General features: G+C 71.6%; 10 protein-coding genes. 7 read left to right on the forward strand and 3 right to left on the reverse strand.

All coding sequences use genetic code 11. From position 1 onward, the window contains the following. Nucleotides 1–68 precede the first annotated feature (68 nt). Nucleotides 69–761: a cytidylyl-2-hydroxypropylphosphonate hydrolase gene (gene fomD / locus ABD207_RS19980; protein WP_343997623.1), complete on the forward strand. Its 693-nt coding sequence runs from the start codon at nucleotides 69–71 to the stop codon at nucleotides 759–761. A 309-nt stretch (nucleotides 762–1,070) separates the two neighbouring features. Then, nucleotides 1,071–3,404 carry a SpoIIE family protein phosphatase gene (locus ABD207_RS19985; protein ID WP_344014466.1) on the forward strand — a complete coding sequence of 778 codons (2,334 nt, stop codon included), beginning with the start codon at nucleotides 1,071–1,073 and terminating at the stop codon, nucleotides 3,402–3,404. A 159-nt stretch (nucleotides 3,405–3,563) separates the two neighbouring features. On the opposite strand, the gene ABD207_RS19990 is transcribed toward ABD207_RS19985, so the two are convergent. Then, a complete protein-coding gene (locus ABD207_RS19990) occupies nucleotides 3,564–5,867 on the reverse strand; it encodes a transglycosylase domain-containing protein (protein ID WP_344014467.1) in 2,304 nt (767 codons plus the stop codon). Between the two features lie 268 nt (nucleotides 5,868–6,135). Between ABD207_RS19990 and ABD207_RS19995 the strand changes: the two genes are divergently transcribed. From ABD207_RS19995 to ABD207_RS20015, 5 genes are all read left to right on the forward strand, one after another. Beyond that, entirely contained in the window at nucleotides 6,136–7,071 is a 936-nt protein-coding gene (locus ABD207_RS19995; RefSeq protein WP_344014468.1) for an SPFH domain-containing protein, read from the forward strand. Next, nucleotides 7,068–7,340, forward strand: coding sequence for a type II toxin-antitoxin system antitoxin (locus ABD207_RS20000; RefSeq protein ID WP_344014469.1), 273 nt, complete (start codon nucleotides 7,068–7,070; stop codon nucleotides 7,338–7,340). The genes ABD207_RS19995 and ABD207_RS20000 overlap by 4 nt, the downstream gene beginning before the upstream one ends. Before the next feature lie 155 nt (nucleotides 7,341–7,495). Next, the gene (locus ABD207_RS20005) at nucleotides 7,496–8,020 is read left to right on the forward strand and encodes a PadR family transcriptional regulator (protein ID WP_344014470.1); all 525 of its coding nucleotides are present in this window, start codon (nucleotides 7,496–7,498) and stop codon (nucleotides 8,018–8,020) included. After that, complete coding sequence (locus ABD207_RS20010) at nucleotides 8,017–8,709, forward strand: ABC transporter ATP-binding protein (protein WP_344014471.1); 693 nt, start codon at nucleotides 8,017–8,019, stop codon at nucleotides 8,707–8,709. Before ABD207_RS20005 ends, ABD207_RS20010 begins: the two co-directional genes overlap by 4 nt. Next, on the forward strand, nucleotides 8,706–11,045 hold the full coding sequence (locus ABD207_RS20015) for an ABC transporter permease (RefSeq protein ID WP_344014472.1): 2,340 nt from the start codon (nucleotides 8,706–8,708) through the stop codon (nucleotides 11,043–11,045). Before ABD207_RS20010 ends, ABD207_RS20015 begins: the two co-directional genes overlap by 4 nt. A 190-nt stretch (nucleotides 11,046–11,235) precedes the next feature. Here the strand turns inward: ABD207_RS20015 and ABD207_RS20020 are convergent, their stop codons facing one another. After that, a complete protein-coding gene (locus ABD207_RS20020) occupies nucleotides 11,236–11,670 on the reverse strand; it encodes a hypothetical protein (RefSeq protein WP_425580761.1) in 435 nt (144 codons plus the stop codon). Nucleotides 11,671–11,674: 4 nt separating this feature from the next. Next, nucleotides 11,675–12,067 (reverse strand): roadblock/LC7 domain-containing protein, encoded by a 393-nt coding sequence (locus ABD207_RS20025; RefSeq protein WP_344014473.1) that lies wholly within the window; start codon nucleotides 12,065–12,067, stop codon nucleotides 11,675–11,677. Between the last annotated feature and the right edge of the window lie 61 nt (nucleotides 12,068–12,128).

The raw sequence follows: 12,128 nt of genomic DNA on the forward strand, positions 1-12,128 counted from the left end.
CTCTCCGGAAGGGGTGAACCGTGACGGGGGCCGCAGCGTCGTGTGCCTGTGACACCTAGTATCTGCGCATGACAGAGGGCGGAGCGGTGAGGCGCGGGCAGGCGGGCGGTACGGCGGACTTCTGGGCGCCCGGGACACAGATCCTCTGGCGGTACCGGGAGAACGGCGGCGCGCGCTTCCACATCGCGCGCCCCGTCACGGTCGTACGCGACGACCCGGAGATGCTCGCGGTGTGGATGGCACCGGGCACCGAGTGCGTCAAACCGGTCCTCGCGGACGGCACACCGGTGCACCGCGAGCCCCTGACCACGCGCTACACCAAGCCGCGCACGGTGCGGCGCGACCGCTGGTCCGGCACGGGCGTGCTGAAGCTGGCCCGGCCCGGCGAGCCCTGGTCGGTGTGGCTGTTCTGGGAGCCGGGCTGGCGGTTCAAGAACTGGTACGTGAATCTGGAGGAGCCGCTCACCCGCTGGGCGGGCGGCGTGGACTCCGAGGATCACTTCCTGGACATCTCGGTGCAGCCGGACGGCACCTGGCACTGGCGTGACGAGGACGAGTTCGCGCAGGCCCAGCGGGACGGTCTGGTGGACTCCGCGCTGGCCGGACGGGTGCGCGAGGCCGGCCGGGCCGCGGTGGAGGTGATCACCGACTGGGGGCCTCCCTTCTCGGAGGACTGGCCGAACTGGCGCCCGGATCCCGCCTGGCCGGTACCGTCGTTGCCGCAGGACTGGGACCGCACGCCCGCGCATGTGTCCTCATGAGACCCTTGATGCGCCCCCGGGCACGAAACGTAGGATCGTCCTCCGCAAGACAGGGAGCAGATATCGACCGGGCGGCAACTACCGGAGCACGCGCTGGGCTTGACCGGATGTCACCGAGGGGCGGCAGGACGTGATCGAGGGGTACGGCAGCAACACCGGTACGGGCCGGGCACGGTCGGGCGACGGCACAGAACCATCCTCTGACCACACGCGGATCCCGTTCCCGGCAGATGTTTTCCGGGTATCGGAATCTCGGCGGGACGAAGTGCACGCAGGGCGCACAGCGCCGGACGGACGGACTCGACACGCGTGACGGAGCAGCCGACCTCCTTCGAACGCCCCCAGCCGGGCGGCACCCCCGCTGATCCCGGCGGGGCGCTGGTGCACACCCCGGCACCGGCCCGCGTGCCCGGCACCGCCTCGGCCTTACCGGCACAGAGCCGCTCCGGCGCCGAGCCGCCGGCGGCAGGGAGAACGTCCGGAAAGTCCTCCGGAAAGCCTTCGGGCTCGTCCGGCTCGTGCGGTTCATCCGGGTCGTCCGGGTCGTCGGAGGCGTCCGGGGCGTCGGAGGCGGCGGGTGCGTCCGGGAAGACGGCGGCTCCTGGCGGTCCGGAGTCCCCGGGTGCCCCGGCGGCGGCCGCGGGCCCGCCTGTCGGCGGCCGGACGTCGGATTCCTCGGGTTCCCCGAGTACCTCAAGTACGTCGAGTACTGCGCGTTCCCCGCGTTCCTCGCATTCGGCGCCCCGCGCCGAGCACTCGCAGCCGGGCGCCGAGCAGAGCGCGGCGTCCGACGCGCACCGGCCGCGGCCCGTGCCCGAGGGCATCCCGGTCCAGCCGGCCGGCGGCGAGCCGGGTGCGTCCGCGGGGCGTCCGGACGGGCGGGAGCGGCGCACCGGCAAGGGAACGCCGCCCGGGCGGCCCACGCCGATGCGGCGGGACGGGGACCGGCTGCGCTTCGTCGGCGCCGCGACCCGGCGGATCGCCCGCGGCCTCGATCTCGACGAGATCGTGATGGGGCTGTGCCGGGCCACCGTGCCCACCTTCGCCGACGCGATCCTGGTCTATCTGCGCGACCCGCTGCCGGTCGGCGACGAGCGGCCCACCGGCCCGCTGGTGCTGCGGCTGCGCCGCACCGACCGCGTCCCGCCCGAGCGGGACACCGAGAGCGGCTTCGCCGCGGCCGTGCAGCCGGAGCCGTCCTGCGAGCTGGAGTCGGTCGGCGCCGAGCTGTGCACGGTGCGGCCCGGCAGCGCGCTCGCCGAGGTGCTGCGCGGGGTGCGGCCGGTGTTCACGGACGCGCCCGCCGCGCGCGCCGCGCTGCCCGAACTCCTCGGCGAGGGCCGCGAGTCGGCCGTGCCGGACGGGCAGCGGGCGATCCTCGCGCCGCTGCGCGGCCGGCGCCGGGTGATCGGCGCCGCGCTGTTCCTGCGCGGCACCGAGCGCATCCCGTTCGAGGCGGACGATCTGCTGGTCGCCGCGCAGCTCGCCACGCACAGCGCCCTCGGCATCGACAAGGCGGTGCTGTACGGGCGGGAGGCGTACATCGCGGACGAGCTGCAGCGCACCATGCTGCCGGAGAACCTGCCGCGCTGCACCGGCGTGCGGCTGGCCTCGCGCTACCTGCCGGCGGCGGAGACCGCGCGGGTCGGCGGCGACTGGTACGACGCGATCCCGCTGCCCGGCAGCCGGGTCGCCCTGGTGGTCGGGGACGTCATGGGGCACTCCATGACCTCCGCCGCCATCATGGGCCAGCTGCGCACCACCGCGCAGACCCTCGCGGGCCTGGACCTGCCGCCGCAGGAGGTGCTGCACCACCTCGACGAGCAGGCGCAGCGGCTCGGCGTGGACCGCATGGCGACCTGCCTGTACGCGGTGTACGACCCGGTGGCGCACCGGATCACCGTGGCCAACGCCGGTCATCCGCCGCCGGTGCTGCTGCATCTGGGCGGCGACGCCGAGGTGCTGCAGGTTCCCGCGGGCGCCCCGATCGGCGTGGGCGGGGTGGACTTCGAGGCCGTGGAGCTGGACGCGCCCGCCGGGGCGACGCTGCTGCTGTACACCGACGGCCTGGTCGAGTCGCGTCTGCGGGACGTGTGGACGGGCATCGAGCAGCTGCGCGAGAAGCTCGCGGCGACGGCCCAGCTCACCGGTCCCGGGCACGCACCGCCGCTGGAGGCGCTGTGCGACGAGGTGCTGGACATGCTCGGGCCGGGCGACCGGGACGACGACATCGCGCTGCTCGCCGCACGGTTCGACGGGATCGCACCGAGCGATGTGGCGTACTGGTTCCTGGAGCCGGAGGACGCCGCACCGGGCCGGGCCCGGCGGCTGGCCCGGCGGGCACTGTCCCGCTGGGGCATGGAGGAACTCAGCGACTCGGTGGAGCTGCTGGTCAGCGAGGTCGTGACGAACGCGGTGCGCTATGCCACGCGACCGGTGACGCTGCGCCTGCTGCGGACGGACGTGCTGCGCTGCGAGGTCGGGGACGATGTGCCGCAGCTGCCGCGGCTGCGGCAGGCCCGGGCGACCGACGAGGGCGGGCGCGGCCTGTATCTGGTCAACCGGCTGGCCCGCCGGTGGGGAGCGACGCGCCTCAGCACCGGCAAGGTGGTCTGGTTCGAGCTGAACAACTCGGGCGGCTGAGCAGCTCGGGCAGCTGAACAAGAACCTCGGGGGCGCGAGGTCCTGCGCGCGTGCCGTACGTGTACGGCTGCTCGCGTAGTTCCTCGCGCCCCTGACGGGTCGCCCCCCCTGGCGTTCGCCCCCTGACGCCCGTTCCCTGACGGACCGTCCGGACGACTCCTACTGCCCTTGCTGCCCTTGCTGCCCGTCCGGGTCGTCCGGGTCGCCCGGGAGTTCCAGGGTGGGCGGAGGTGAGGGCTGGCCGTCCGTCGGCGGCTTGAACGTCGGAGGCGACTGGCTCGGCGGCTCGGACGTCGGTTCCTGCGTCGGCTCCTGGGACGGCGGCGCGGAGGCCGGCGGCTCGCTCGACGGCTCCTGGCTCGGCGTCTGCGAGGGGCTCTGCGTGGGCGAGGGCGTCCAGGACGGCTGGATCGCCGCGCCCTGGTCGGTGTCCAGGTCGAACTTGCTGGTCTCGTCCAGCACGCCGAACATGTACGCCGCCCAGATCTGCGCCGGGAAGCCACCGCCGTTGACGCGGTCTTCGCCGCCCGCGCCGTACATCTCCACCTGCTTGTGCGGGGGCTTGTCGTCCTCGCCGAACAGGCCGACGGAGGTGACCAGCTCGGGCGTGTAGCCGGTGAACCAGGCCGACTTGTTGTTGTCGGAGGTGCCGGTCTTGCCGGCGACCTGCTGGCCCTTGCGCAGCGGGTTGTTCCGGACCGCCGCCTGCGCCGTACCGTCGTCGACCACGCCCGTGAGCACCGAGGTCACGGTGTCGGCGGCCGCGCGGCTGATGACGCGCTCGCCGACCGCGTCCGGCATGGTGACCGTGCGGGTGCGGTGCTCGGCCTTCTTGATGATGGTCGGGGTGACCTTCTTGCCGTGGTTGTCGAGGGTGGCGTAGACGCCGGCCATCTGCAGCGGGCTGGCGCCCATGGAACCCAGGGTCTGCGCGGGCACCGCCTCGAGGTCCTCGACCTTCATGCCGAGCTTGCCGGCGGTCTCCATCACCTTCGGCATGCCGACGTCGACGCCCATCTGCGCGAAGACGGAGTTGACGGACTTGTTCATCGCCGTCTGGACGGTGATGGGGCCGTAGTTGCGGTCGTCCTCGTTCTCGGGGGCGAAGCCGGCCTTCCGGCCGTCCTCGACGACCTCGCGCTCGCTGGTGCCGTCGTAGACGGTGTTGGCGGTGATGGGGCTGCCCGACTGGGTGGTGGCCTGCTCCTCCAGGGCGGCGGCCAGGATGACCGGCTTGAAGGTGGAGGCTACCTGGTAGTCGGCGCGGGTGGCGTTGTTGATGTAGTGCTTGAGGTAGTCCTGGCCGCCGTACATCGCCACGACCGCGCCGGTCCTGGAGTTCACGGAGGCGGCGCCGGCCTGGATGTCCGCGTCGACCTTGCGGTCCTTGGGGTCCAGCTTGCTGTCGAGCTGGGTCTTCACGGCCCGCTCCAGCGCGGCCTGTTTCTTCTTGTCGATGTTGAGGGTGACGGTCCAGCCGCCCGCGTCCACCAGGGCGTCGGCCTGCTTGGCGTCCTCCGCGGTGCCCTCGGCGATCAGCTGCTGTTTCAGCGCGTCGTTGGCCGCGCTCACCAGATAGCCGGTCTGGCCCTTCAGACCGGGGTCGCCCTTGGGCGGCTTGGGCTTGGGGAACTTCATGCCGGCCCGCTCGGAGGCGTCCAGCCAGCCCTGCTCGACCATGTTGTCCAGGACATAGTTCCAGCGGGCCTTGACCAGCTTCCTGCCCTTCTCCGAGGCGACCGCCCAGTCGTACTGGTTCGGCGCCTGGAGCAGCGCGGCGAGGTAGGCGCCCTGCTCGACGGAGAGCTTCTCGGCGTCGACGCGGTAGTACGCCTGGGCGGCGGCCTGGATGCCGTAGGCGTTGCGGCCGTAGTAGCTGGTGTTGATGTAGCCGGCGAGGATGTAGTCCTTGGACTTCTCCCGGTCCAGCTTCAGCGAGATGACCAGTTCCTTGAGCTTGCGGCTGACGGTCTGATCCTGCGTCAGGTAGTAGTTCTTGACGTACTGCTGGGTGATCGTCGAGCCGCCCTGGGCGCCCTTGCCGGAGAGCGTGTTGAACAGACCGCGCGCGGTGCCCTTGAGGTCGACGCCGGCGTCCTTGTAGAAGGTCTTGTTCTCGGCGGCGACGAAGGTCTTCTGGACCGGCTTGGGGACCCGCGCCAGGTCGACGACCTCACGGTTGAAGCCGGTGCGGGCCATGATCGAGCCGTCGCTGTACTTGTAGACGTTGCCCTGCCGCTTGGCGTCCTCGTTCCCCGCGGCCGGGATGTCGATCATCATGTAGAGCGCGATGAAGGCACCCATGCCGAGCAGGCAGAGGCCGAAGAAGGTGCCGAGGATCTTCCGCCAGGTGAACAGGCGGCGTATGCCGCTGCGGCCGGCCGCCCCCGACGAGCGGCGGCCGCCGGGCGCCGCACGGCGCCCGCCGCGCTGTCGTGCGCGTCTTTCTTCCGCTCGTCCCATGGGTTCCTTCTGCTCCGCTTCATTCGCGTGTGCCCGCGTGCCACACGGTTCGCCGCTCAGGTCAGCTCAGAAAGCTAACACCGGCAGATATGACAAAGGGCAGCCGATGCGGTCGTTACGGACGTGACAATCAGCACCCGCCCCAACGGAACCGACGTTCCAGAGGGGGTTGAGGTTGCCGCACACGGATAATGTGTTATCACTTAGCAAGCGCTGAGATAGAGCGCAGAGACAAGCAGAGTCAGCTGGACAGAACGAGGGGGACCCCATGGCCACGCAGGACATACAGGCCACCGCAGACGTGCCCGAGATGCCCGATCCGCGGGTGCGGGAGTTCGCGGCGCACAGCATCGGCGGAGGGCTGGCGCTGCTGCTCGGCCTGGCCGGAGTGCTGGGCGGCGCCGCGCTGATCTTCTCCGCCACGGCGGTGACCGGGGCCGGAGCCAAGGCGGCGCTGATCGTCCCCGGCGCACTCGTGGTGATCGCCTCGCTCCTCGCCATGGCCGGGCTGAACATGGTGGCGCCCGGCGAGGCGCGGGTGGTGCAGCTCTTCGGCCGGTACCGGGGCACGATCCGCCAGGACGGGCTGCGCTGGGTGAACCCCTTCACCACGCGCACCAAGATCTCCACGCGCGTCCGCAACCACGAGACCGCCGTGCTGAAGGTCAACGACGCCTACGGCAATCCGATCGAGCTGGCCGCGGTCGTGGTCTGGCGGGTGGAGGACACCGCGCAGGCCACCTTCGAGGTCGACGACTATGTCGAGTTCGTCTCCACCCAGACCGAGGCGGCCGTGCGGCACATCGCCATCGAGTACCCCTACGACGCCCACGACGAGGACGGCCTGTCCCTGCGCGGCAACGCCGAGGAGATCACCGAGAAGCTCGCCGCCGAACTGCACGCCCGGGTGGAGGCGGCAGGTGTGCAGATCATCGAGTCCCGCTTCACCCACCTCGCCTACGCCCCCGAGATCGCCTCGGCGATGCTCCAGCGGCAGCAGGCCGGTGCGATGGTGGCGGCCCGCAAGCAGATCGTGGAGGGCGCCGTGGGCATGGTGGAGACGGCGCTCAACCGGATCGCCGAGCACGACATCGTGGAGCTGGACCCCGAGCGCAAGGCGGCCATGGTGTCCAACCTGATGGTGGTGCTGTGCGGTGACCGTTCCGCGCAGCCGGTCGTCAACACCGGGACGCTCTACCAGTGACGGCCTCCGAGGAGGGTTCCTCGCCGCGCCGCCGGCCGCAGCGCAAGCAGGTGCTGCTGCGGCTGGACCCGGCGGTCTACGAGGCGCTGGCCCGCTGGGCCAACGACGAGCTGCGGTCCGCCAACGCCCAGATCGAGTTCCTGCTCAGGCGGGCGCTGGCGGAGGCGGGCCGGCTGCCGGGCAACGCGGGGCCCATCCCGCGCCGCGGCCGCCCGCCGGCTCAGCAGCCGCCCGTACAACCGCCCGGCGACCAGCGGGAATCCCAGTAGCGAGCGAGCCGCAGCAGCCCTCGCGGCGGGGAGGCTGCGGCGACCGGTTGCAGAACCGTGACATTCGTCTCCGACCTGCGCTCTCCCACCCCGCGCCACCGAGTACACACTCCGCGTATACATGCCGGGTATACACGGTGTGTACAGTGCTCGCCATGTCCATCGGTCACACCCTTCTGGGGCTCCTTGAGTCCGGCCCGCGCCACGGCTACGACCTGAAGCGGGCCTTCGACGAGAAGTTCGGTCACGACCGGCCGCTGCACTACGGCCAGGTCTACTCGACGATGTCCCGCCTGCTGAAGAACGGGCTGGTCGAGGTCGACGGCATCGAGGCCGGCGACGGCCCCGAGCGCAAGCGGTACGCCATCACCGCCGCCGGGGTCACCGATGTCGAGCGCTGGCTCGCCACACCGGAGAAGCCGGAACCGTATCTGCAGTCGACCCTCTACACCAAGGTCGTGCTCGCGCTGCTCACCAGCCGGGACGCGGCCGGCATCCTCGACACGCAGCGCTCGGAGCATCTGCGCAGCATGCGGATCCTCACCGACCGCAAGCGCAAGGGCGACCTCGCGGACCAGCTGATCTGCGACCACGCGCTGTTCCACCTGGAGGCCGACCTGCGCTGGCTGGAGCTGACCGCGGCGCGCCTCGACAAGCTCCGGGAGGCGGTGACCCGATGAGCCCCGTCCCCGCCGGCAGCCTGCTCGCCGCCCAGGACCTGCGCAAGGCCTACGGCCCGACCACCGCCCTCGACGGCGCCGGGTTCTCCATCCACCCCGGCGAGGTCGTCGCGGTGATGGGCCCCTCCGGGTCGGGCAAGTCGACGCTGCTGCACTGCCTCGCCGGCATCGTCACCCCCGACTCCGGTTCGATCCTCTACAACGGGCGCGAGCTGACCACGATGAGCGACGCCGAGCGCAGCGCGCTGCGCCGTTCGGACTTCGGCTTCGTCTTCCAGTTCGGGCAGCTCGTCCCGGAGCTGACCTGCGTGGAGAACGTCGCCCTGCCGCTGCGGCTGAACGGCAGACCGCGCAAGGAGGCGGAGCGGGCCGCGCTGAGCTGGCTGGAACGGCTCGAGGTGGACGACGTCCGCAAGAAGCGGCCCGGCGAGGTCTCCGGCGGCCAGGGGCAGCGCGTCGCCGTCGCCCGGGCGCTGGTCACCGGGCCGCGGGTGCTGTTCGCCGACGAGCCGACCGGAGCGCTCGACTCGCTCAACGGCGAGCGGGTGATGGAGCTGCTCACCGATGCCGCCCGCTCCACCAACGCCGCCGTCGTGCTGGTCACGCACGAGGCGCGGGTGGCCGCCTACTCCGACCGCGAGATCGTCGTACGGGACGGCAAGTCGCGCGACATGGAACGCGTCGTATGAGTGCCCGCGACTGGGCCCGGGACCTGGCCATGGGCACCCGGTTCGCCTTCGCGGGCGGCCGGGAGGGCTGGATCCGGGCCGTACTGACGGCCGTCGGCGTCGGACTGGGCGTGGCGCTGCTGCTGATCACCACGGCGGTCCCCGACGCGCTCGACGAACGGCACCGGCGCGAGGAGGCCCGCCTCGACTACACCTACGGCGAATCGGAGCTCAAGAAGGCCGACGACACACTGGTCATCGCCGACCTCGACACCGAGTTCCAGGGCCGGGACGTACGCGGCCGGCTGATGGAACCGGAGGGCTCGAAGGCGCCGTTGCCGCCGGGGCTCGAGAAGTTCCCCGCGGCCGGTGACATGGTGGTCTCCCCCGCGCTGAAGGAGCTGCTGAAGTCCGACGAGGGCAAGCTGCTGCGGGAGCGCGTGCCGTACGACATCGTGGGCACGATCGGCGAGCAGGGGCTCATCGGCTCGCACGAACTCGCCTACTACGCCGGTGCCGAGGGGCTCGCCGAGCGGATCAACGGCCCGCAGGTGGCGCGGATCGACAAGTTCGGGCCGCCCGAGGTCCGGCCCGAGCCGACCGACCCGGTGCTGCTGCTGCTCGTGCTCGTCATGATCGTGGTGCTGCTGACCCCGGTCGCGGTGTTCATCGCGGCGGCCGTCCGGTTCGGCGGCGAGCAGCGCGACCGCAGGCTGGCGGCGCTGCGGCTTGTCGGCTCCGACGGCGCGAGCACCCGGCGTATCGCCGCGGGCGAGGCGCTCGCGGGCTCGCTGCTCGGCCTGGTCCTGGGCACCGGCTTCTTCCTGATCGGACGCGAGGCGGTGGCCTCCGTCGAGCTCTTCGGCATCAGCGTCTTCCCCAGCTACATGAACCCCTCCCCGCTGCTCGCGCTGACGGTCGCGGTGGCGGTCCCGGCGGCGGCCGTGCTGGTGACGCTGCTCGCGCTGCGCGGGGTGGTCATCGAGCCGCTGGGTGTGGTGCGCGCCGCCCGGCCCGCGCGGCGCCGGCTGTGGTGGCGGCTGCTGCTGCCGCTGGCCGGTGTGGCGATGCTCTACCCGATGATCGGCCAGGGCCGTGAGGGCGGGGAGTTCAACGAGTACCTGGTGGCCGGCGGTGTGCTGCTCCTGCTGATCGGCGTCACCGCGCTGCTGCCGTGGATCGTGGAGGCGGTCGTCGCCCGGCTCGGCGCCGGAGGTGTCGCCTGGCAGCTGGCGGTCCGGCGGCTGCAGTTGAGCAGCGGTACGGCCGCCCGCATGGTCAACGGGGTCGCGGTGGCGGTGGCCGGGGCGATCGCCCTGCAGATGCTGTTCTCCGGCGTCGAGGACGACTACACCCGGTCGACCGGCTACGACGTGACCCGGGCCCAGATGCAGGTGCGGGTGCCGCACGGTGTCGAACTCGCCGAGGCGACCTCGAAGTTCGAGGAGTCCAAGGGCGTCCGCGAGGTGTTCCCGCTGTCCGAGGGCTATCTCGGGGACGCCTCCTGGAAGAAGGGCCCGGAGCGCACCGCCGAGCTGACCGTCGGCGACTGTGCGACGCTGCGCGAGGTGGCGAGGATGCCCTCCTGCCGGGACGGCGACGTCTTCCGGGTCTCGGGCGGCGAGTACGACACCGACACCCCGGCGCTGGGCAAGCCCGGCCGGAAGCTGTACCTGGAGCCGTCCACGGTGCCCGGGACGAAGGCTCCGGACCTGGTCTGGACCGTCCCCGCGGGGCTGAAGCAGGCCGAGTCCGCCGAGGACCCGACCGGCATGCGACGGGGCGGCTTCCTGATGACACCGGGCGCGCTGACCGAGGATGTCGCCAAGGCGCTCAGGCACGAGCTGTACATCGCGGTCGACCACTCGGTGCCGGACGCCCGTGACTATGTGCGCAACACGGCGGCGGACCTCGATCCGCTGGCCGAGCCGATGAACTGGCAGGCCACCGAGCGCTCCGAGCGCTTCGACTCCATCCGCACGGGACTGTTCGTCGGCGCGGCGGCGGTGCTGGTGCTGATCGGGGCGAGCCTGCTGGTCTCCCAGCTGGAGCAGTTGCGCGAGCGGCGCAAGCTGCTGTCGTCCCTGGTCGCCTTCGGCACCCGGCGGCGCACCCTGAGCCTGTCGGTGCTGTGGCAGACGGCCATCCCGATCGGTCTTGGCCTGCTGCTCGCCTCGCTGGTGGGCATGACGCTGGGCGCGGTGCTGCTGCGGATGACGGCCACCGCGGTGCGGATCGACTGGGCGAGCGTGGCGTCGATGACGGGGATCGGCGCGGGCGTGGTGCTGGTGGTGACGCTGCTGAGCCTGCCGCCGCTGCTGCGCATGATGCGCCCGGACGGGCTGCGCACGGAGTAGCGTCCCGCGCGGTCGCACGTCACGGTGCGGGCCGTGCTGCCGGATTCCCGGCGGCACGGCCCGCACCGCGCCCGTGTCCATGTCCGTTTCGGTCACCGCGTCCGTGTCCGTACAGGTGTCGGTGAACGTGTCCGTGTCGGTGAACGTGTCCGTGTCGGTGAACGTGTCCGGGTCGGTGACCGTCCGCTGCTCAGATCCCGCTGTGCTCCTTCACCACCCGCCTGGCCTGCGCGAACAGCATGCCCACATTGACCGACTTGCGGCAGACGACCACGGCCACCACGTCCTGGTTCTCGTTCATGCGCAGGAACAGGTGCGTCAGATGGTCGCTGTTGACCAGGATCTCCTGGAAGTAGTGCTGGTCGCTGGAGACGCCGCGGCGCTCCTTGAAGATGTCCTCGATCGTCACCACCGTGCGGCCCTGGAACAGGTCGAGGGTCGCCCCCGCCAGCAGGTCCAGGACCTCGGCGGGATGGTTGTCCACGGTCTCGTAGGAGAGCAGCATCCCGGTCGCCATGTCGACCACGCCCGCGGCCAGGCAGTCGGGCGTCTCGCTGCGCAGGCTCTTCACCAGGCCCATGACCCGGTCGGAGAAGCCGGAGTTCATCCTCTTTGTTGTCGCCATACCTCTATGCCCTTTCCTTGCTGGATTCGCCCTCGGTCAGGAGGGAGCCGATACGCCGCAGCGCCGGCTGGGTGTGCTGGTGGAGGCGGTCGACGTCGATGCCCTCGTCGCCGAGGACGACCATCAGGGCGGTGTCGCCGACGGCGTAGAAGGCGGCACAGCCGTGGCTGCCGTAGGCGACGGTCCGCCGCAGCGTGCCGCGCCCGGTCGCCTGGGTGGTGCGCCGGGCCAGTCCGAGACCGGCGGCGGCCATCGCGGCCAGGCCCTCGGCGTCGATGCCGTCACCGGTGTCCGCCGCGATGAGCAGTCCGTCGGCGGCGGCCAGGGCCGTGTCGGTGATGCCGGCGACCTGCTCGCGCAGGCCGCGCATCTCCGAGGCCAGTGCTTCGTGATCCATGGGGTGAACTCCCTGACGCCCGGCCGCGGCTGTCGCCGCGTACGGCCACGGGCGTCTCCTG

Source organism: Streptomyces thermospinosisporus (assembly GCF_039526425.1).
Lineage (GTDB): Bacteria > Actinomycetota > Actinomycetes > Streptomycetales > Streptomycetaceae > Streptomyces > Streptomyces thermocarboxydovorans.

What these genes read in the sequence shown, in the direction of transcription:
- fomD (WP_343997623.1), top strand. Translation starts at nt 69, where the DNA reads ATGACAGAGGGCGGAGCGGTGAGGCGCGGGCAGGCGGGCGGTACGGCG.
- ABD207_RS19990 (WP_344014467.1), bottom strand. Translation starts at nt 5,867, where the DNA reads ATGGGACGAGCGGAAGAAAGACGCGCACGACAGCGCGGCGGGCGCCGT.
- ABD207_RS19995 (WP_344014468.1), top strand. Translation starts at nt 6,136, where the DNA reads ATGGCCACGCAGGACATACAGGCCACCGCAGACGTGCCCGAGATGCCC.
- ABD207_RS20005 (WP_344014470.1), top strand. Translation starts at nt 7,496, where the DNA reads ATGTCCATCGGTCACACCCTTCTGGGGCTCCTTGAGTCCGGCCCGCGC.
- ABD207_RS20010 (WP_344014471.1), top strand. Translation starts at nt 8,017, where the DNA reads ATGAGCCCCGTCCCCGCCGGCAGCCTGCTCGCCGCCCAGGACCTGCGC.
- ABD207_RS20015 (WP_344014472.1), top strand. Translation starts at nt 8,706, where the DNA reads ATGAGTGCCCGCGACTGGGCCCGGGACCTGGCCATGGGCACCCGGTTC.
- ABD207_RS20020 (WP_425580761.1), bottom strand. Translation starts at nt 11,670, where the DNA reads ATGGCGACAACAAAGAGGATGAACTCCGGCTTCTCCGACCGGGTCATG.
- ABD207_RS20025 (WP_344014473.1), bottom strand. Translation starts at nt 12,067, where the DNA reads ATGGATCACGAAGCACTGGCCTCGGAGATGCGCGGCCTGCGCGAGCAG.